The organism is Bradyrhizobium manausense (assembly GCF_018130615.1).
Lineage (GTDB): Bacteria > Pseudomonadota > Alphaproteobacteria > Rhizobiales > Xanthobacteraceae > Bradyrhizobium > Bradyrhizobium manausense_A.
On sequence record NZ_JAFCKB010000005.1, the window covers coordinates 116,450 to 136,147 of the forward strand.

The following is a 19,698-nucleotide window of genomic DNA, read 5'->3' on the forward strand; positions in this document are numbered from 1 at the left end:
GAACGCCTGTTCAGGTTTCCATGTTTGCTACGGCGAGAGAGGCGAAATATGTTGCATCCCGTACGGATCGGAACATGCGACGCGGCGTCGGATCGCAGGGCAATCAAGGATGCGCGTTCACCGCCTGATACGGTAGATCACGACGTCTGAGCCGTGATGCGTCGTGCTCTTCTCGAGGACGTAGTTCGATTTCTCCAGCACGCGGCGGGACGCCCCGTGCCCGACAGCCACCAACCCGATGAGGGACGGCAATCTCAGCTGCGATAGCCCGATCTCGGTCAGCGCGGTCGCGATCTCGCTCGCAAATCCGTGGCCCCAGAGTTCGCGCTTGAACGTGTAGGCGATCTCGATCTCGTCGATGCCATCCATCGGAATGTGCCTGATGCCCGCGCGCCCGGCGAACGCGCCGTCTTTGGTCCGCAATACCCAGAGTCCAAAACCGTGCTGGTCCCAATGCGCCATGTTGACGGTGAGATAGGTCTTCGTGACCTCCGCCGGACGCACCCCGCCGAGATAGCGGGACACCTCGGGATCGAGGTGGAGCGCGACGAGGTCGGCGAGGTGATTGTCGTGCAGCCGTTCGGCGGTCAATCGTACGGTGCTGAAGTGATCCATGCAGAGTGTCGCCTGGCGAGCCGGTCGCGATATGATGTCGTTGAGGGCGATGATGTCAGTTTTGCCCGATCGGTCAACCGGCTCGGGTCCTGCACTCCGTCATTGCGGGCGTAGCGAAGCAATCCGGGCTGTTCTGCGAAGGTGATCTGAATTGCTCTGTCCCGAGAGTTCCTAGCAATGAGGCCAGGAAGCCGCCCATCGCCTAGATCGGGTCGTGCGAGCCGGGCGGAACCATGTAGAGCGTCGTTGCGAAGATCGCGTAGATGCAGAGCAGGAGCGCGCCGATGAACCAGGCCGATCGTCCGCCATTGGTGATGAAGCACGCCACCACGGCGGCGATCATGACCATGGTCACCGCTCCCGGCCAGAATTGAAGATCCATGGGTTGTGGCCCAACGAGGTAGCTTAGCAGCACGAGAACGGGTGCGACGAACAAAGCGATCTGGCTTGCGCTTCCGAGCGCGATGCTCACGCTCATGTCGAGCCGGTTCCGGCGTGCCGCGGAAAACGCCACGGTCATCTCGGCCGCTGCGCCGACCAGGGCAACGACGATGAATCCGACGAATGCCGGGGTCATGCCGAGCGTTTCGGCGGCCTTCTGCACCGACTCGACGAAGATCTCGCTTACGAGCGCAACCAGTACGGTGACCACCCCCAGGGTCGGAACGGCCACCGCAACCGGCAGCACCGGGCCGCCTGCCTCGCCATGGTCGCCGCTCGCAAACAGATCCTTGTGCGTCTTCAGCGAGAACAGCAGGCTGAGACCATAAGCGGCAATCAGCAGGACCGCCAATGCGACGCTCAAGCGCCGCACCGTTGCCTCGTGTCCGGGAAAGTTGAGGTCTGCCACGGCGGACGGGGACAACAGGGCAATCGTGGCCATGAGCAGTAGCGCGGATTGGAGCCTGCCGCCCGCCCGGTTGTACTCCTGTACGCGATGCCTCAATCCGCCCAGAAACAGCGATGCGCCCAGCATGAAGAGCGAGTTGGTCACGATCGCACCCGCGATCGAGGCTTTGACCAGCATGTATTGACCGGCCTGCAACGCGGCAATGGCGATGATGAGCTCCGTGAGATTGCCAAGCGTGGCATTCAATAACCCGCCGACTGCATCGCCGGTTTTCTCGGCCACGGCCTCCGTTGCGTGGCTGAGCAGGCTCGCGAGCGGCACGATCGCAATCACGGCGAGCACGAACAGCAGCGTATGTGCGTCCGGCTTGATGTGCGCGAGCCCGATCACCACCGGCACGAAGATAAGCATCCACAGAAGCGGGCTGTGCCGGATCTCCTTGAGCAGCGCATTCATGGTCCGGCCTTTGCGGTTAGACCTCGACGTCCGGTATTGATCCAGCGCAACGGCTTGCGCGCCCCGCGGAATGGTGCAGGAAGTCGGCGAGCGCAACCAGATGGTGGGCATGAACAGCGAGGCTCGTCGATCCGACGAGCCTCGCGCATGTCTCAATAGCAGGGTGGATAGGGGTAGTATCCACAAGTCCGGCGATAGCCATAGGCACCGTAGGCTGCAGCTCCCGCCGCTGCTGCACCGTAGTAAGCGCGCCGATGGACCCTGCGGTTGACGCCTGCAACGCTCCCGGGCGTGAGCGGGCGCCCGACGCGGGCGTCGGCGGTGTCAACGGACACGGCGAGCACCTCCGCCGGCGAGTAGCGGAACGACAGGGGCGCTGCCGTGAACACCGCGGCAGTTAGAAACAGTCCAATCAGCTTGGCATGTCTGGTCATCGGCTCCCTCCCTTTGCAGGACGACGAGAAAAAGTGGCATGCCGATGGGCCCCACCATTGATCGAAATCAATGCACCGAACTTTTGGATCGATCGCACGGCTGGCGGTGAAACCGAACCCGCTCAGTCGCTCGGCGGTCAATCTGTCGGTGCTGAAGTAATCCGTCGGAACAGATCGTCGCTCCGTGTTGGTCCCATTGTCGCCGCCTATTTCTTCCGGCTGGCGTTGAGCGGCGCATTCGTTCTGCGAGTGACGCGTCGAATATGGGCGGACATTTCCCGCGGCGGCTTCAGGAAGCGCGACAGCAGGGTTCGCAGATGGGCCAGGCTCTGCTCGATGTCCAATGTCGGCGTGCGGATCGGCATCGCACGCGCGCCGTCGATGACGGCGAGCAGAATATTGGCGGTGGCAGCCGGGTCCAGGTCCGGATCGATCTGCCCCTGGCGCTGCGCCGTGCCGATGAAATCGACCAGCAGATTTCGCGACACGCTGGCGTGCTTCTCGACAATGCCGGCGAATTGCGGGTTTCGGGCAGCCTCCGCCAGTGCATCAAGACTGAGGACCTGGGCCGTGCGATGGCGCAGGCTGCCATGTTCGAGATAGTCGATCAGGGCCTCGATGAAGTCGGGCGCTGCCGATATCTTTCCAAACTCCCTCGCGGCACTCTCCAGGCCCATGTCGACCATCGCCTCGACGATCGCCTCCTTGCTCGAAAAGTAGTGATAGAGATGCCCCGGGCTGATCTTCGCCGCGGCGCAGATGTCCGTCGTGCTTGCCCCGTGAAAACCGTCCTTGATGAAGCAACGAAACGCCGCGTCGAGGATGTCCCGGCGCTTCTGTTCGTGTTTGACGGGGTCCACTTTTCGCACGATCGGGGTCTCCAACTCAGACACTCGCCTACCACAATTCGACCGCGGCGGCGTCAAAAATAGAGAGATAACTCTATTATTCTTGACAGATCGTCCGGATCCATTATTAGAGAGATAAGTCTAATAATTGTTGCGAGTTCCTGTGCTGCGTTTCTCTTCGCGTTTCTGCCGGGCGGACGTGGCCACGATGACGTCGCTTGCTCTGGCGCTCGCGGGCTGCGCGGCAGCTCCGCTGGATCGCGCGGGCTCACTTCGAAGCTATGACCGCCTGTCGGAGGCCAATGGCCTGATCACCAAGGCGCAGATCCGGGCGAGCAAGAAGGACCTGCTCGCGGCAAAGACCGTTCGGATCGCTCCAGCCACGTTTCCGGCGCGGGCCGGGTCGCCTCTCAACGAGAAGGAGCGGGCTCTGGTTGCGAATGCGATCAGCCGCGAGCTCTGTCTCAGGCTGAGTGAGAAGTTTCGCATCGTCGCGAGCGATGACGATGCGGATCTCACGATCCAGGCCACCGTGACGCATGCGACGCCGACCAGCGAGACGGCGGCAGGGGCCTCGAAAGCTGCCGCGGTCGCGAAGACCGTGGCGTTGCCCGGCGTGCCCGTGCCGGTGCCGCGATTGCCGGTCGGTCTCGGCAGCTTGTCCGTCGAGGCCGAGGCACGGGACTTCGCGGGCTTCCAGAAGGCGGCGATGGTCTGGGCGCGCGGCGCCAACTCGATCACCAATTCGCCGCGGATCGCGAACGAGGGCGACGCCTACGACCTGGCGTCGGACTTTGGCGCGGATTTTTCCAAGCTCGTGCTGACGGGTGAGTCTCCTTTCGGAGGCTTGCCGCCACTGCCTCCGGTCGAGAGCGTGGGACCACGTTTCGGCGGTGCGCCAAAATACGTCGCCTGCGAGCAGTTCGGCAGATTTCCGGGCGTGACCGGTTTCGTCGGTCAGCAGCTTGGCATGCCGCCGTCATGGACCGACTCCGGCGCGCAGCCACAGCCGACGCCAGCCAACGAAGGACCAACGGCCTCACGATGAAGCGTTTTCTTCTGACCATCCTGCTTGCGACTCTCGGGCGCATCCTCACCACGCTCATCGTTCTGTCGATGGCATCGCTTTTCCCCGGCTGAAGGGCGAAAGGACATGAGCATGGGAAACGATCCCCGGCGTCCTCTCTTCGTGGCCGATGCCGCCTGGCGGCGCCCGCAACTGCCCGCGAGTCACGACAGCGGTACGGCAGAGGCGGTCTTCGACGCCGACTTCTGGATCTGGATCGCGCTGGCGTTCCTGCCGACCGTTCTGGGCTGCCTGTACCTGCTGTTCTTTGCTGAGGTCTGACGTCACAACAATCGGGTTGCGTCATCGTGCGTATCCAGTTCCGTGCCTTGTTGGTGCGCCATGCCCTCCTGCTCGTGCTGTCGGTGCTCGGCGGATGTGCAACACTTGCCCGGGACGATGTCGCTGACATCAACGCCGCGCAACGGCAGCCCGGCTGGAGCACCGCGCATGATTATCTTCCAGTCCATGATCTGCCGCCTCAGCGCGACGAGCCTTTGATCCCTGCCCGGGAGCAGGACAGGATCAAGGCGGAATTGATCGCGGCGCAACGCCAGGCGCAGCGCGTCAGCGCCAAGCCGAAATAGCAGCGTGCTTGGACGATTTCGAAAGCGGCAAGCCGATAGGGACCGGCTCGCCGGGGGCGGGCAATTCCCTGCGGTCTATAGCGTCAGACCATCGCGGCCTTCACGACGATCGAGGGGAAGCCGACACAAGCCGATGATGCGATCATGCCAGTGTTTTGCCCGACGGGTCAACGGATTTTCCGAAGTCTGTAGCTCGAATGGAGCGGAGCGCAATGCTGGTAGGTCTTTCCGCGCGCGGAAGATCCCGGATTTTCGCTGCGCTCCATCCGGGCTGCCGTCGGATGATTTTTGCACATGCTAACCCCTTGATTTAACAACCCCTGCCTACTGTGCATGGGGTTGTTTTCGCAGTTTGGGTTGTCGAGGGAGGCTAGCCCGCGCCGAGCCCGACCGCGACGTTGTAGGTCAGAAGGCTCGCCGCATAGGCCAGCACCAGCATGTAGGTGAAGGTCACGGCCATCCAGGTCCAGCTTCCGGTCTCGCGCCGGATCACGGCGAGCGTGGAGGCGCATTGCGGGGCGAAGATGTACCAGGCCAGCATCGACAGGGCGGTCGCGAGCGACCATTTGGTTGCCAGCACCTGACCGATCTGCTCGGCCGCTTCCTTGCCGCCCTCGATCGCATAGACGGTGCCGAGCGCCGCGACCGCGACCTCGCGCGCCGCCATGCCCGGGATCAGCGCGACCGCGATCTGCCAGTTGAAGCCGACCGGGGCGAGCAGGGGCTCCAGCGCCTTGCCGATGATGGCGGCGAGGCTGAAGTCGATCGCGGGCTCGGTCGCGCCCGCCGGCGGCTGCGGGAACGAGGCCAGGAACCAGATCAGCACCATCATCGAGAAGATCGTGGTGCCGGCGCGCTGCAGGAACATCTTTGCGCGGGTGTAGATGCCGATCGCGATCGATTTCAGCCGCGGCACCTTGTAGTCCGGCAGCTCGAGCATGAACGGCGCCGGCGCATAGTCGCGCAGCATGAAGAATTTGATCAGGAACGAGACGACAAGCGCGCTGGTGATGCCGGCGGCGTAGAGGCCGAACATCACGAGTCCTTGGAGGTTGATGAAGCCCCAGACGTCCTTGGCCGGAATGAAGGCCGAGATGATCAGCGTGTAGACGGGAATGCGCGCCGAGCAGGTCATCAGCGGCGCGATCAGGATGGTGGTCAGCCGGTCGCGCTTGTTGTCGATCACGCGCGTCGCCATGATGCCGGGAATGGCGCAGGCAAAGCTCGACAGCAGCGGAATGAAGGCGCGGCCGTGCAGTCCCGCGCCGCCCATGATGCGGTCCATCAGGAAGGCGGCGCGCGCCATGTAGCCGAAATCTTCCAGCAGCAGGATGAACAGGAAGATGATGATGATCTGCGGCAGGAACACGATGACGCTGCCGACACCAGAGATCACGCCGTTCTGAAGGAAGCTCTGTAACAGGCCGGCGGGCAGGGTGGCGTGGACGAAGTCGCCGAGTGCGTCGAAGCCGGAGTTGAGCAGCTCCATCAGCGGCTGCGCCCAGGCGAACACCGCCTGGAACATCACGAACAGGATCAGCGCCAGCACGACCAGGCCGCCGACGGGATGCAGCACCACGGAATCGATGCGCGAGGTCAACGTGTCGGGCCTAGCAGGCAGGCTGACGCAGTCGGCGATGATGCGATCGGCCTCGCGCTGGGTGGCGCGCAGCTCGGCGACGCTGAGCGCGCGCCAGCTGTTCTCGGCCGGCTCGGCGGAGAGCTTGGCCGAGATCTCGTCGGTCAGCGCCAGAAGGTCGGCCGTGCCGCCCTTGCGTACCGCGATCGAGGTGACCACGGGCACGCCGAGCTCCTTGGCGAGCCGCGCGACGTCGACCGAGATGCCGCGGCGGCTGGCGATGTCGAACATGTTGAGAACGAGGATCATCGGCCGTCCTGTGCGCTTCAGCTCCAGCAGCAGGCGGATGGTCAGGCGCAGATTGGTGGAATCGGCCACGCACAGCACGAGATCGGGCAAGGCCTCGCCGGAGGCCTTGCCGAGTACGAAGTCGCGGGTGATCTCCTCGTCCGGGCTGCGGCCGCGCAGCGAATAGGTGCCGGGCAGGTCGACGATCGAGACCTGGCGGCCGAGCGGGGTGACGAAGAAGCCTTCCTTGCGCTCGACGGTGACGCCCGGATAGTTCGCGACCTTCTGCCGGCTGCCGGTCAGGGCATTGAATAGCGACGTCTTGCCGCTGTTTGGCGTGCCCACCAGGGCGAGATGCAGAAGAGGTAATTCCATGGATCAGATATCCGGCCGCGATCTCAGGCGACGATGATGGCCATGGCCTCGCGCCGGCGCACCGCGATGGTGATGTTGTCAACCCGCACGGCGATCGGGTCGCGCCCGACCAGTCCCTCGTGCAGGACCTCGACCCGCGCGCCCTCGACGAAGCCGAGTTCGATCAGACGGCTCTCGAGCTCGATGTCCGAGAGCGCCGAGCCCGCGTCCCCCGCGGAGAGGTGCTGAATGACGCCAGTGTAGCCGCGCTGGGCCAAGCCCAGCGGCATCTTGCGGCGCGTATCATGAGTGTCGGTCATGCTCTGTATTTTCAACGCAGAGCATGGAGGTCAAGCGCGCGCGCCCATGGAAACTGCACCTTAGAGTGATTTTAAAGTGCAGATCACGAAGGCGTGGGCGGCGCGCGCCTCAGCGCCAGTCCTTGGCGCTACTGAGCCGGGACCTTTTCCGGCTGGATGGCGGCCATGGCGCGACTCTTGAAGTAGTCGAGCACGAACAGGCGGATCGCCGAGGACAGATTGCCCTGCTGACGGGCGCCGTCGATCTCGCCGACGAGCTCGGACAACGTCATGTTGCGCAGGCCCGAGATCTCCTTCATGCCGTTCCAGAACGCCTCTTCCAGGCTGACGCTGGTCTTGTGGCCGGCGACCACGATCGAACGCTTCACCACGGGCGACTTCATGGCTGCTCCTCGCGATCGATCCGATGCTGGTCCAGATGCGCCTTCGCCTGGTCCGCCTGCTTCTCCTCCGCCGATCGCTCGGCCTTCGTGCGGCCGAACTTCGTTCGGTTGGCGTCCGCCTGCTTCGCCGAGGCTTCCCGCTCGGTGCGCTTCCTGAAACGATTCAGGTTGATGACGTTCCCCATGCCGCGTCTCCATCATCCTCTCCTCTTCAGGCCGGATGAAACTTCCAGAAACAGGGTGCCGCATTGCGCCCTACAAGACTTGATCGTCATTCGCTCGTCCTCGTCAATCGGCCTCATGGCCATCAAACGATGAATTTCGCCCCGTCAAGGGCAGAGAGGCTTTGCGTAGCATGTGCCTCCGCCGCCACATTGACGGTAGTCAAATCCTGTCCTTTAAACCCTATAATTATGAGCTTTAGGCCTCCGTATCATTACGGATGACTATCGGAATTCGGAATTCATCCGGGTCGCGTCATCTTTTCCGGCTGCACCAGGCGGTCGAATTCGTCGGCCGAGACGAAGCCGAGCCGCAGCGCCTCCTGCTTCAGCGTCGTGCCGTTCGCGTGCGCGGTCTTGGCGACCTTGGCCGCGTTGTCGTAGCCGATCTTCGGCGCGAGCGCGGTCACCAGCATCAGCGAACGCTCCATCAGCTCCTTGATGTGCTTCTGGTCGGCGCGGATGCCGCTGACGCAATGTTCGGTGAAGGAGCGCGCGGCATCGGCCATCAGGCGGATCGAGTGCAGCATGTTGTAGGCGAGCACGGGCTTGTAGACGTTGAGCTCGAAATGGCCCTGGCTGCCGGCGACTGTGATCGCGGTGTGATTGCCGAACACCTGGCAGCACACCATGGTCATCGCCTCGCACTGGGTCGGATTGACCTTGCCCGGCATGATCGACGAGCCCGGCTCGTTCTCCGGCAGGATCAGTTCGCCGAGGCCCGAGCGCGGGCCCGATCCAAGCAGGCGGATGTCGTTGGCGATCTTGAACAGGCCTGTGGCGACGGAATTGATGGCGCCGTGCGCCAGGACATAGGCGTCGTTGGAGGCCAGCGCCTCGAATTTGTTGGCGGCGCTGGTGAAGGGAAGTTTCGTGATCTTGGCGACGTGCTTTGCGAACAGCTTTGCGAAGCGCGGCTTGGAGTTGAGGCCGGTGCCGACGGCGGTGCCGCCCTGCGCGAGGGGATAGAGGTCCTTCACCGCGACCTTCAGCCGCGCGATGCCGCTCTCGACCTGGGCGGCATAGCCGGAAAATTCCTGACCGAGCGTCAGCGGTGTCGCATCCTGGGTGTGGGTGCGGCCGATCTTCACGATCTTCGCAAACTCCTTCTCCTTCTTGCGCAGCGCGCGGTGCAGTTCGCCGAGCGCGGGGACGAGATCGGCGTTGAGGCGGCTTGCGGCCGCAATGTGCATCGCGGTCGGGAAGGAGTCGTTCGACGACTGGCTCATGTTGACGTGGTCGTTGGGATGCACCGGCTTCTTGGCGCCGAGTTCGCCGCCAAGCAGTTCATTGGCGCGGTTGGCGATGACCTCGTTGAGGTTCATGTTGCTCTGGGTGCCCGAGCCTGTCTGCCACACCACAAGAGGGAAATGATCGTCGAGCTTGCCCTCGATCACTTCGTGCGCGGCGCGGATGATGGCGTTGGCGCGGCGCTTGTCGAGCAGTCCGAGCTCGAGGTTGGACTGTGCGGCCGCGAGCTTGACGATGCCGAGCGCATGCACGAGCGAGATCGGCATGCGATCGATGCCGATGCGAAAATTCTGCCGCGAGCGTTCGGTCTGCGCGCCCCAATAGCGATCGGCGGGGACCTCGATAGGACCGAAGCTGTCGGTCTCGGTGCGGGTCGCGGGGCGGGCGGTCTTCGCAGCTTTGGCCATGAGCACATCCATTCTGCCGCGCGAAACGTCGCGCGGGCTCTTCTTGTGCTCATCTATATAGGGAGTTTGGCCCGACGCGACGCCTTCGCGCCCAACCTAGATCATTTCTTGCGGAAACGATCGAGCCGCACGACCTCGGCGCCACCCTGGTTCGTCGGGGCCGGCTCTTCCGCGGCCTCAGCCGTTTCGGTGGCCGGCGGGGGGACCGCAACGGCTGACGGAGCCGGGGACGCCGGCAGAGTTTCGTCCGCGACCTCCGCGACATCGGAGGTGTCGAACTGGAGGCCGAATTTCACGGACGGGTCGAGGAAGCTCTTGATGGCGCTGAACGGCACGATCAGCCGCTCGGGAATGCCGCCGAAGGACAGGCCGACCTCGAAGCGGTCCTCAAGCACGGTCAGGTCCCAGAACTGGTGCTGCAGGATGATCGTCATCTCTTCCGGATATTGCGCGAGCAGTCGTGACGACAACTTCACGCCCTCGGCCTTCGATACGAAGGTGATGAAGAAATGATGCTCGCCCGGCAGGCCATGGGCCGCGGCATCGGTCAGCACCTTGCGCAGCACGCCGCGCAGCGCGTCGCGGGCCAGCACATCGTATCGGATATGATCGGTCGCCATGGTGGTCCTGTTGCATTCCAGGAGACGGGCCCTGCCGGCCCGACTCGCCAAGCCGCAATAGTACCGCGCCTAACGGGTCAGCAGGAGTCCCCGCCGGGAAGGAAATCAGAGGTAAGTGGAGGCTTCTGTTGCCAGGTGCCTCCGAACCCCGCCTAACGGAGCTTAACCCGTTAGGACTTTAAGATGGTCTTTCAAACTGCGTTACGCAGCCTGAGCAACCGGAGCAAAGTTGTCGTTGGCAACTATTGCAGTAGCCCGATAACGGCGGAACAATACCGGGAAAAAGCACGCCCTTTACGCCCTCGTCGATCCTATTTCGCCCCCGCCAAAGCCCGCTTTTGGGATAGCGCGCTGGTGGGCTTTGGTGGAGGCGCCGGGTACCGCCCCCGGGTCCGAATGGTTTATTGCGACGACCGTTTATTTCCATAGCCGGCGAACCGGCACCCCCAATATAGGGGGCAAAGGTTTCAAAAAACAGAGGTTTCGTACGGGGAAGAGGCGGTTCCTTTGGATAGGTCCGAGATGGTCTACGACCTGACCTTGGCCGCGCCCCGAGGGGCGTTCTAAGCTGCTGACATGTCCACGGACTCGGCACCGGCCGCCCAAAAGTCGCATCAAGAGCCGGATCTCCCGGCCACGCACGCCCCTCCGCCAAGTCTCGCCGCGCTGTTCCTGGCCTTTGCCCGGATGTCGCTGGCCGGCTTCGGCGGCGTCCTGGTGTTTGCTCGGCATGCCATCGTCGACCAGCACCGCTGGATGACGGCGGACGAGTTCAACGAGACCTTCGCGCTCTGCCATTTCCTGCCCGGCCCCAACATCGTCAACCTGTCGATGGTGTTCGGCTCGCGGCTGCGCGGCATCGCTGGCGGCGTTGCCGCCTTCACCGGGCTGTTGCTGCCGCCGACATTGATCATGACCGTGCTTGCGATCATCTATGCCCGGTTCGGGGATGTGGAGGTGCTGCGTCGCAGTCTCGCAGGCATCTCCTGCGCGGCGGTTGGCCTCTTGATCGCGGTGGTCTTCCGCATGATGACGCCGCTGCTGAAGCGGATGGACGTCGTCGTGCTCATCCTGATGCTCAGTGTGTTCGTTGCGATCGGCGTGTTGCGTCTGCCGCTGCAGGCCGTGCTGCTGGTCGCAATCCCGCTCAGCATCGGCGTCACCTATCTGATGCGGCGGAAGGTAGCAGCATGAGCAGCGAGAACCCGATCTGGGCGCTGATCTCCATCTTTGGTCTAATGTCTTTGTTCGCGGTCGGCGGCGCGGCAGCCGCCGTGCCCGAGATGCACCGCATCGCGGTCGAGGTGCATCACTGGATGACCGACAAGCAGTTCGCGGATGCCTATGCGATCGCGCAGCTCTCGCCAGGTCCGAACGTCCTGATCGTCACGTTGATCGGCTATGCCGTGGCCGGCATTCCCGGTGCGCTGGCCGCGACGCTCGCGATGTGCCTGCCGACGGCGCTGCTTGCCTATTATGTCAGCCGGCTCCTGAATCGGCCGGGCCAATCGCGCTGGCCCGGTTTGATCCAGGCTGCACTGGTTCCACTGTCGATCGGGTTGATGGCGGCGAGTGCCCTGATCCTGGCACAGTCGACAGATCGCAGCATTGCTGCGTTGCTTCTGACCGCAACGGTTGCGCTGATCGCCTCCGTCTCGCGCATCAATCCGCTGTGGCTTCTGCTCGCAGGGGGGCTGTTGGGTTTTGCTGGCATTGTGTGATGAAAATCGCTAGGCAATGATCCGGGCCGGGGATCCCTTCCAGCCGATTAGAACAACAGTGCTCGTGACTTACGGGTCGCGGAGGAGACATGTATGGCCGACACAACGGGCCACTCGGCGATGACTGCCACCAGAAACACGTCGGTGGCGCTCGGCTTCTGCCTGCTGGCGCTCGCGCCGCAAATATTCGAATTCATCTGGTCGATCGGGACGATTTTCGGCTGGGGTGCCGGGCGCGGTCCGGCTACCGTTCTGCTCAGCCACGCCACGGCACTGGTCGTCGGCGCACCGGCGGCATTGCTCGGCGCGGTCGGCGGTGACACCAAGAAGGCGTCATCTGACGTGCTGCTGGTGCTGATCTATTCCTATCCGCTGTTTGCGGTGGCTATCGTCACACTGTTCATGACGATCAGGTCGGCACAGGACTACATCGGCGGCGTCATCTTGATGGCGCTCGCGCTGTTCGCGCTGTGGGCCTCGAGCGATTTGCAGGGCATGCGCGGCTTCTCGTTCGGCGCCGGCACCGCACCACGGATGTTCGGTGGGTTATTGGTGGCTCTGTCCGCCGGCATCGCGTTGACGGGCCTTTTGACCGAGGGACCGGCGCTCGCACATTACTCGTGGCGTGGGCCGCTGTTCGTGATGTGCGCGATCCTGTTCTTTGCATTGGCAATCCGGCCGCTCGGCCTCGTGGTCTCGGCGTTCGCGAGCTTCATGATCGCCGCCCTCGGATCGCATGAAACGCGCTGGGTGGAGGCGGCCATCGTCGGCGCCTGCCTGACGGTCGGCTGCGCGCTTCTCTTCCCCTACGTGCTCGGTCTGCCAATGCCGATGTTCCCGCGTTTCCTGGCTCAGTGAGGCTGTCATGGAGCTCTTTGCCAACCTCGCTCACGGTTTTGTCGTCGCGTTTTCTCCTATCAACCTTCTGATGTGCCTGATCGGCGCGCTCGTCGGCACGCTGGTAGGCGTGCTGCCGGGCATCGGCACCATCGCCACCGTCGCGATGCTGCTGCCGATCACGTTCGGACTGCCGCCGGTGGGCGCGTTGATCATGCTCGCCGGCATTTATTACGGCGCGCAATATGGCGGCTCGACCACGTCGATCCTGGTGAACATTCCAGGCGAAGCAACATCGGTGGTCACGGCCATCGACGGCCACGCGATGGCCAAGCAAGGCCGCGCTGGTCCGGCGCTGGCGATCGCCGCGATCGGCTCGTTCTTCGCTGGCTGCGTCGCGACCGTGCTCATCGCTGTGCTCGGCGCGCCGCTGACGAAGCTTGCGCTGGCGTTCGGTCCGGCTGAGTATTTCTCGCTGATGGTGCTCGGCCTGATCTTCGCCGTCGTGCTCGCCAAGGGCTCGGTGCTGAAGGCGATCGCGATGATCGTGTTCGGCCTGCTCCTGTCGATGGTCGGCTCGGACATCGAGACCGGTGCCTCGCGCATGGCCTTCAACATTCCGGAGCTCGCCGACGGTCTCGGCTTTGCGACGGTGGCGATGGGCGTGTTCGGCTTTGCCGAGATCATCCGCAACCTTGACGCCGGCGCCGAGATGAACCGTGATCTCGTGCAACAGAAGATCACCGGCCTGATGCCGACCAGGAAGGATCTGGCCGATTCGACGCCGGCGATCCTGCGCGGCACCGTGCTCGGCTCGATCCTCGGCATTCTGCCGGGCGGCGGCGCCGTGATCGCATCTTTCGCGGCCTATACGCTCGAGAAGAAGCTGGCTAAGGATCCGCGGCGGTTCGGCCGCGGCGCGATCGAGGGCGTGGCGGCGCCGGAAAGCGCCAACAACGCAGCCGCGCAGACCTCCTTCATCCCGCTGCTCACCCTCGGCATCCCGCCGAACGCGGTGATGGCGCTGATGGTGGGTGCGATGACCATTCATGGCATCGTGCCGGGGCCGCAGGTGATGCAGAAGCAGCCTGACCTCGTCTGGGGCATGATTGCCTCGATGTGGATCGGCAATCTGATGCTGATCATCATCAACCTGCCCCTGGTCGGCATCTGGGTCCGCCTCTTGCGCGTGCCTTACCGGCTGATGTTCCCCTCGATCGTGATCTTCTGCGCGATCGGCATCTATTCGGTGAACAACGCGCCGGTCGACGTCATCCTTGCAGGCGTGTTCGGTCTCGTCGGCTACTGGCTGATCAAGCACGACTTCGAGCCGGCGCCGCTGCTGCTCGGCATGGTGCTCGGACCGCTGATGGAAGAGAACCTGCGCCGCGCATTGCTGATCTCGCGTGGTGACTGGAGCGTTTTCCTGACGCGTCCGCTCTCGGCCGTGCTGCTCGCCATCGCGGCGTTCCTGCTAGTGCTCACGCTGATGCCCATGCTACGCGCCAAGCGCGACGAGGTGTTCACCGAGTCCGAGAACTGATCGCATCGCACCTGCGTCGGCATGTCACGCGTCGGCCCGCCGCATTCGGAAGTCCAATCGACTTGTGTGATGTCTTCGTGAAATGAAAATGCCGGCCTTGTGGCCGGCATTTTTCGTTTATGTCGGAGAAGATCGAGATGACGTCCATTCGCGCGCTCACGGGCGCATGTGCAGCCGTGCTCGCATCGCTGTGCGGCTTTGTCACACCGGGCAAAGCGCAGACCTATCCCACGCGCAGCATCACCATGGTCGTGCCGTTCGCGGCCGGTGGCCCCACCGACGTGATCTCGCGCATCGTCACCGCCCACATGGCGCAGACGCTCGGCCAGAGCGTCATCATCGAGAACGTGGTCGGCGCCGGCGGCACCACTGCGACGACACGTGCCGCGCGCGCAGCCAATGACGGCTACACGCTGATCACCGGGCATATGGGCACGCACGCCGCTTCCGTGCCGCTCTATCCGAAGCTCGCCTATCATCCCGAGAAAGATTTCGAGCCGATTGCCCTGCTCGCGGGCACGCCGATCCTGATCCTGGCGCGCAAGGATTTCCCGCCGAAGGATCTGAAGGAGTTCGTGACTTATGTGAGGGCCAACGCCGAGAAGGTGAACGCCGCGCATGCCGGCGTCGGCTCGGTCTCGCACGTGTCCTGCGAGCTCCTGCACTCCATCCTCGACATCAAACCGGTCGGCGTGCCGTTCAATGGTACGGGGCCTGCCATGAACGCGCTGGTGGCGGGCCAGGTCGACTACATGTGCGACCAGATCGTCAACGCCGTGCCGCAGATCAACGCCGGCACCATCAAGGCCTATGCGATCGCAACGCCGGAGCGCAATCCGTCGCTGCCGAACGTGCCGACAACGGCCGAAGCGGGCCTTCCGACCTTCCAGGCCCAGGCCTGGAACGCGATGTTCGCACCGAAGGGGACCTCGCCCGCGATCCTGGCGAGCCTGAACGCCGCCGCCGCCAAGGCGCTCGACGACGAGACCGTGAAGAAGCGCCTGCTCGAGCTCGGCAGCGTCATCCCCACGCCTGCGGAACGCACCCCGGAGGCGCTGGCGGCCCTGGTCAAGGATGAGATCGCGAAGTGGACCCCAGTGCTCAAGCCGGCAAGTTAACCAGTGCAATCAAGCCGATAGGCGAGGGGCGGAACGTGAGTTCCGCCTCTTGTCGTTTGGGCCGGGAACACTCACTTTTCCGGGTATAATCGGCGAGACCAGCGAATCGCCGCTGTCGCAGCGCGAGGGTGGCCGTTAAGTTCGCCGCCTTCCCAAAGGCTCATTGGCACATGCACCAATATCAGGACCTGCTCGAGCGGATTCTCTCAGACGGCGCCGAGAAGACCGATCGGACCGGCACCGGCACGCTTTCGGTGTTCGGCCATCAGATGCGCTTCAATCTGTCCGCGGGCTTTCCGATGCTCACCACCAAGCGGCTGCCGCTGAAGGCGATCGTGCATGAGCTGTTGTGGTTCCTCAAGGGCGACACCAACATCAAATATCTGCGCGACAACGGCGTCACCATCTGGGACGAGTGGGCGGACGCCAATGGTGATCTCGGTCCGGTCTACGGCCATCAGTGGCGTTCCTGGCCGGCGCCGGACGGACGCAGCATCGACCAGATCGCCAACGTCATGGACATGATCAAGCGCAATCCGGACTCGCGCCGTCTGATCGTCTCGGCGTGGAATCCGGCCGAAGTCGACAAGATGGCGCTGCCGCCGTGCCATTGCCTGTTTCAGTTCTATGTCGCCAATGGAAAACTGTCGTGCCAGCTCTACCAGCGCTCGGCCGACGTCTTCCTCGGGGTGCCCTTCAATATTGCGTCTTACGCACTGCTCACCATGATGGTCGCGCAGGTCACCGGCCTGAAGCCGGGTGACTTCGTGCATTCGTTCGGCGATACCCACCTCTATTCCAACCATCTGGAGCAGGCGCGACTTCAGCTCACGCGCGCGCCGCGTGCGCTGCCGGTGATGCGGATCGATCCCGACGTGAAGGACATCTTCTCCTTCCGCTACGAGGATTTCGAGCTCGTCGGCTATGATCCGCATCCGCATATCAAGGCGGAAGTTGCGGTCTGACGCCGATGGCGTTGAATGTCCGCCGCGCGCGCCCGGGCGAAGCCGGACTCGTTCTTGATTTCGTCCGGGAGCTCGCCGCATACGAAAAGCTCTCGCACGAGGTCGAGGCAACTGAGGCGGACATTGCGGACGCCTTGTTCGGCCATGATCCGCGGTTGTTTTGTGCGATCGCCGAGTGGAACGGCGAGGCGGTCGGCTTTGCAGTATGGTTCCTGAATTTCTCCACCTTCAGCGGACGCCACGGCGTCTATCTTGAAGATCTCTATGTACGTCCGTCGCATCGGGGCAAAGGTCTCGGCAAGGCGCTGCTGGTCTATCTGGCGAAGGAATGCGTCGACAACGGCTGGTCGCGCCTGCAATGGGCGGTGCTCGACTGGAATGCGCCGTCGATCGCGTTCTACAAGTCGCTCGGCGCCGTGATGCTCGACGACTGGACACTGTGCCGCGTCACGGGACCTGCGCTGACGCGGCTTGCGGGGAGCGCATCCTGATGGAGATCGTTTTCGTCGTCGCTATCGCGGAGAATGGTGTCATCGGCGCCGGCAATGCGATGCCTTGGCGACTGAAATCCGACATGGCGAGGTTCAAGGCGCTCACCATCGGCAAGCCCGTGATCATGGGCCGCAAGACTTTCGAGTCCTTGCCCGGGCGTCGGCCGCTTCCGAACCGCACCAACATCGTGATCACGCGCGATGCGGCCTATCGCGCCGCCGGTGCCATCGTCACGACGTCGGCGGCGGATGCGGGCGCGGTTGCGCTTGGTGATGCCCTGCGGCGTTCAGCCACTGAAATCGCCGTGATTGGCGGTGCCGAAATATTCCGGCAATGGCTCGATCGTGCCGACCGCCTCGAAATCACGGAAGTGCATGCGAGGCCGGACGGCGACACGCATTTCGGCATCGACAAGGCGCTATGGGACGAAACGAACCGCGTCCGCCATCCGGCCGGAGCGGACGACAGCGCCGACTACTCCTATGTGACATATCGTCGGCGGCCGTCCCATTAACCGCATTCGCCAATGTTAACATTGACTTTTCTGCCCCCGAGCTTAGCTCGTGGGACGGTCAGGCTTGCGTTGTAAGGGCCCTTTCGGTCCCCTATAAAGCCGGACCGGACAATGCGGGCCGGTTTAAGTTCTAGTCCCGGTCTGCCGAGGAGAGCGTCGAATGCCGTGGAAGAATCAGGGCGGTGGCCCGTGGGGCTCGGGTCCGAAAGGACCATGGGGCACAGGCCCGCAACCGGTCGGGCCGAGGCCGCCGGATCTGGAGGACCTTCTGCGGCGCGGCCAGGACCGGCTGCAGCAGATCATGCCGGGTGGCTATTTCTCCGGCATCGGCATCACGCTGATCCTGCTCATCGTCGTCGCGCTCTGGCTGCTGTCGGGCTTCTTCCGCGTGCAGTCCGAAGAGCAGGGCGTCGTGCTGCGTTTCGGCAAGCATGTACGCACTGTCGATCCGGGCTTGAATTATCATCTGCCCTATCCGATCGAGACAGTGCTGCTGCCGAAGGCGCTGCGCGTCTCCACCATTTCCATCGGCATGACGCTGATCGACGATCCGGCCCGGCGCGGCCGCTCGATCCGTGACGTGCCGGAAGAGAGCCTGATGCTGACCGGCGACGAGAACATCGTCGATGTCGACTTCACCGTGCTCTGGCGTATCAAGCCCAACGGCGTCGGCAACTTCCTGTTCAACATCCAGAACCCCGAGGGCACCGTGAAAGCGATCGCCGAAAGTGCGATGCGCGAAGTGATCGGCCGGTCCAACATCCAGCCGATCCTGACGGGAGCACGGACCCAGACCGAGACCACCGTGCAGGAACTGATGCAGAAGACGCTGGACGGCTACGGTGCCGGCATCCAGATCACCCAGGTGCAGATGCAGAAGGTCGATCCGCCGGCGCAAGTGATCGATGCGTTCCGCGACGTGCAGGCGGCGCGCGCCAATCTCGAGCAGTTGCAGAACGAAGCGCAGACCTACGCCAACAAGGTCGTGCCGGAAGCGCGCGGGAACGCGGCGCGGATCCTGCAGGCCGCCGAAGGCTACAAGGAGCAGGCGGTTGCCGAGGCCAAGGGCCAGAGCGCGCGCTTCCTGAAAGTGTACGAGGAATACAAGAAGGCGCCCGAAGTGACGCGTGAACGGATCTATCTGGAGACGATGGAGCGCGTGCTCGGCGGCTCGGACAAGCTGATCTATGACGGTGGCCCGTCGGGTCAGGGCGTCGTCCCCTATCTGCCGCTCAACGAACTGTCGGCCAAGAAGCCCACGACGACGGGCCAGCTGCCGAGCGGAGGCTCACGATGAGGTCTCCCGTTACAGGCATTGTCGCGCTGCTTGCGGCGCTTCTGGTCGTGATCGTCGGCTACATGTCGCTGTTCACCGTGCAGCAGACCGAGCAGACCATCGTGCTGCAATTCGGCAAGCCGGTGGACGTCGTCACCGACCCCGGGCTGCACTTCAAGGCGCCCTGGAATTCCGTGATCAACATCGACAAGCGGATCCTCGACCTCGAGAATCCATCGCAGGAGGTCATCGCCTCCGACCAGAAGCGGCTCGTGGTCGACGCCTTTGCGCGCTATCGCATCAAGGACGCGCTGCGCTTCTATCAGAGCGTCGGCTCGATCCAGGCCGCCAACCTCCAGCTCACCTCGCTCTTGAACGCGGCGCTGCGCCGCGTGCTCGGCGAGGTCAATTTCATCACCGTGGTGCGTGATGAGCGCGAGAAGCTGATGGGGCGTATCCGCGAGCAGCTCGACCACGAGGCCGACGGTTACGGCATCGAGGTGGTCGACGTCCGGATCCGCCGTGCCGATCTGCCGGAGCAGAACAGCCAGGCGGTCTACCAGCGCATGCAGACCGAGCGTCAGCGTGAGGCGGCCGAGTTCCGCGCGCAGGGCGGTCAGAAGGCGCAGGAGATCAAGTCGAAGGCCGATCGCGAGGCGACGGTGATCATTGCCGAAGCAAACTCCCAGGCCGAGCAGACGCGCGGCGTCGGCGACGCCGAGCGCAACCGCCTGTTCGCCGAAGCCTACGGCAAGGATGCTGACTTCTTCGCCTTTTACCGGTCGATGACGGCCTATGAGAATGGGCTGAAGAAGGACGACACCCGCTATTTGCTGCGGCCGGACTCGGATTTCTTCCGGTATTTTGGTAACCCGTCCGGCAAGACGACGACCGAGACGCCGGCGAAACCATAGGCTAGACAAGGGCGGCAGGTTTGGCCGCCCTTCGTCCAG

At 63.5% G+C, this 19,698-nt stretch carries 23 protein-coding genes and 1 other RNA gene; 13 read left to right on the top strand and 11 right to left on the bottom strand.

Features of this window, described 5'->3' with window-relative positions; all coding sequences use genetic code 11:
• Nucleotides 1–117 precede the first annotated feature (117 nt).
• From JQ587_RS11795 to JQ587_RS11810, 4 genes are all read right to left on the bottom strand, one after another.
• Nucleotides 118–615: a GNAT family N-acetyltransferase gene (locus tag JQ587_RS11795; RefSeq protein ID WP_212425410.1), complete on the bottom strand. Its 498-nt coding sequence runs from the start codon at nucleotides 613–615 to the stop codon at nucleotides 118–120.
• A 202-nt stretch (nucleotides 616–817) separates the two neighbouring features.
• The gene (cax, locus tag JQ587_RS11800; protein ID WP_212425411.1) at nucleotides 818–1,921 is read right to left on the bottom strand and encodes a calcium/proton exchanger; all 1,104 of its coding nucleotides are present in this window, start codon (nucleotides 1,919–1,921) and stop codon (nucleotides 818–820) included.
• Nucleotides 1,922–2,073: 152 nt separating this feature from the next.
• Nucleotides 2,074–2,355 carry a hypothetical protein gene (locus JQ587_RS11805; RefSeq protein ID WP_212425412.1) on the bottom strand — a complete coding sequence of 94 codons (282 nt, stop codon included), beginning with the start codon at nucleotides 2,353–2,355 and terminating at the stop codon, nucleotides 2,074–2,076.
• A 206-nt stretch (nucleotides 2,356–2,561) separates the two neighbouring features.
• On the bottom strand, nucleotides 2,562–3,224 hold the full coding sequence (locus JQ587_RS11810) for a TetR/AcrR family transcriptional regulator (RefSeq protein ID WP_212425413.1): 663 nt from the start codon (nucleotides 3,222–3,224) through the stop codon (nucleotides 2,562–2,564).
• Nucleotides 3,225–3,411: 187 nt separating this feature from the next.
• On the opposite strand from JQ587_RS11810, the gene JQ587_RS11815 reads away from it, so the two are divergent.
• The 3 genes from JQ587_RS11815 to JQ587_RS11825 all read left to right on the top strand — a co-directional run bounded on the left by JQ587_RS11815 (nucleotide 3,412) and on the right by JQ587_RS11825 (nucleotide 4,856).
• Complete coding sequence (locus JQ587_RS11815; RefSeq protein ID WP_212425414.1) at nucleotides 3,412–4,251, top strand: DUF3313 domain-containing protein; 840 nt, start codon at nucleotides 3,412–3,414, stop codon at nucleotides 4,249–4,251.
• A 111-nt stretch (nucleotides 4,252–4,362) separates the two neighbouring features.
• Complete coding sequence (locus tag JQ587_RS11820) at nucleotides 4,363–4,551, top strand: hypothetical protein (protein ID WP_212298839.1); 189 nt, start codon at nucleotides 4,363–4,365, stop codon at nucleotides 4,549–4,551.
• Between the two features lie 26 nt (nucleotides 4,552–4,577).
• A complete protein-coding gene (locus JQ587_RS11825; protein ID WP_349629495.1) occupies nucleotides 4,578–4,856 on the top strand; it encodes a hypothetical protein in 279 nt (92 codons plus the stop codon).
• 370 nt (nucleotides 4,857–5,226) lie between these two features.
• Here JQ587_RS11825 and feoB read toward each other — a convergent pair whose 3' ends face one another.
• From feoB to ssrA, 7 genes are all read right to left on the bottom strand, one after another.
• On the bottom strand, nucleotides 5,227–7,098 hold the full coding sequence (gene feoB / locus JQ587_RS11830) for a ferrous iron transporter B (protein WP_212298838.1): 1,872 nt from the start codon (nucleotides 7,096–7,098) through the stop codon (nucleotides 5,227–5,229).
• A 23-nt stretch (nucleotides 7,099–7,121) separates the two neighbouring features.
• Nucleotides 7,122–7,397 (bottom strand): FeoA family protein, encoded by a 276-nt coding sequence (locus tag JQ587_RS11835; protein ID WP_212298837.1) that lies wholly within the window; start codon nucleotides 7,395–7,397, stop codon nucleotides 7,122–7,124.
• Nucleotides 7,398–7,525: 128 nt separating this feature from the next.
• Entirely contained in the window at nucleotides 7,526–7,780 is a 255-nt protein-coding gene (locus JQ587_RS11840) for a ribbon-helix-helix domain-containing protein (RefSeq protein ID WP_027529561.1), read from the bottom strand.
• Complete coding sequence (locus tag JQ587_RS11845) at nucleotides 7,777–7,965, bottom strand: DUF4169 family protein (protein WP_212298836.1); 189 nt, start codon at nucleotides 7,963–7,965, stop codon at nucleotides 7,777–7,779. The genes JQ587_RS11840 and JQ587_RS11845 overlap by 4 nt, the downstream gene beginning before the upstream one ends.
• A gap of 278 nt (nucleotides 7,966–8,243) precedes the next feature.
• Nucleotides 8,244–9,671, bottom strand: coding sequence for a class II fumarate hydratase (fumC, locus tag JQ587_RS11850; RefSeq protein ID WP_212298835.1), 1,428 nt, complete (start codon nucleotides 9,669–9,671; stop codon nucleotides 8,244–8,246).
• 89 nt (nucleotides 9,672–9,760) lie between these two features.
• Nucleotides 9,761–10,279: an SspB family protein gene (locus JQ587_RS11855; RefSeq protein WP_212298834.1), complete on the bottom strand. Its 519-nt coding sequence runs from the start codon at nucleotides 10,277–10,279 to the stop codon at nucleotides 9,761–9,763.
• 114 nt (nucleotides 10,280–10,393) lie between these two features.
• Nucleotides 10,394–10,760: a transfer-messenger RNA gene (gene ssrA, locus JQ587_RS11860) on the bottom strand.
• Nucleotides 10,761–10,855: 95 nt separating this feature from the next.
• Between ssrA and JQ587_RS11865 the strand changes: the two genes are divergently transcribed.
• The 10 genes from JQ587_RS11865 to hflC all read left to right on the top strand — a co-directional run bounded on the left by JQ587_RS11865 (nucleotide 10,856) and on the right by hflC (nucleotide 19,659).
• Complete coding sequence (locus JQ587_RS11865; RefSeq protein ID WP_212298833.1) at nucleotides 10,856–11,473, top strand: chromate transporter; 618 nt, start codon at nucleotides 10,856–10,858, stop codon at nucleotides 11,471–11,473.
• Nucleotides 11,470–12,000, top strand: coding sequence for a chromate transporter (locus JQ587_RS11870; protein ID WP_212298832.1), 531 nt, complete (start codon nucleotides 11,470–11,472; stop codon nucleotides 11,998–12,000). Before JQ587_RS11865 ends, JQ587_RS11870 begins: the two co-directional genes overlap by 4 nt.
• 93 nt (nucleotides 12,001–12,093) lie before the next feature.
• Complete coding sequence (locus JQ587_RS11875) at nucleotides 12,094–12,858, top strand: tripartite tricarboxylate transporter TctB family protein (protein ID WP_212298831.1); 765 nt, start codon at nucleotides 12,094–12,096, stop codon at nucleotides 12,856–12,858.
• 7 nt (nucleotides 12,859–12,865) lie between these two features.
• Nucleotides 12,866–14,380, top strand: a complete 1,515-nt coding sequence (locus tag JQ587_RS11880; protein ID WP_212298830.1) for a tripartite tricarboxylate transporter permease — start codon at nucleotides 12,866–12,868, stop codon at nucleotides 14,378–14,380.
• A gap of 137 nt (nucleotides 14,381–14,517) precedes the next feature.
• A complete protein-coding gene (locus tag JQ587_RS11885; RefSeq protein WP_212298829.1) occupies nucleotides 14,518–15,498 on the top strand; it encodes a tripartite tricarboxylate transporter substrate-binding protein in 981 nt (326 codons plus the stop codon).
• 170 nt (nucleotides 15,499–15,668) lie between these two features.
• Complete coding sequence (locus JQ587_RS11890) at nucleotides 15,669–16,463, top strand: thymidylate synthase (protein ID WP_212298828.1); 795 nt, start codon at nucleotides 15,669–15,671, stop codon at nucleotides 16,461–16,463.
• Nucleotides 16,464–16,468: 5 nt separating this feature from the next.
• A complete protein-coding gene (locus JQ587_RS11895) occupies nucleotides 16,469–16,954 on the top strand; it encodes a GNAT family N-acetyltransferase (RefSeq protein ID WP_212298827.1) in 486 nt (161 codons plus the stop codon).
• Nucleotides 16,954–17,469 carry a dihydrofolate reductase gene (locus JQ587_RS11900; protein WP_212298826.1) on the top strand — a complete coding sequence of 172 codons (516 nt, stop codon included), beginning with the start codon at nucleotides 16,954–16,956 and terminating at the stop codon, nucleotides 17,467–17,469. The genes JQ587_RS11895 and JQ587_RS11900 overlap by 1 nt, the downstream gene beginning before the upstream one ends.
• Before the next feature lie 160 nt (nucleotides 17,470–17,629).
• Nucleotides 17,630–18,766, top strand: a complete 1,137-nt coding sequence (hflK, locus tag JQ587_RS11905; RefSeq protein WP_212298825.1) for an FtsH protease activity modulator HflK — start codon at nucleotides 17,630–17,632, stop codon at nucleotides 18,764–18,766.
• A complete protein-coding gene (gene hflC / locus JQ587_RS11910; RefSeq protein WP_212298824.1) occupies nucleotides 18,763–19,659 on the top strand; it encodes a protease modulator HflC in 897 nt (298 codons plus the stop codon). The genes hflK and hflC overlap by 4 nt, the downstream gene beginning before the upstream one ends.
• Nucleotides 19,660–19,698 lie beyond the last annotated feature (39 nt).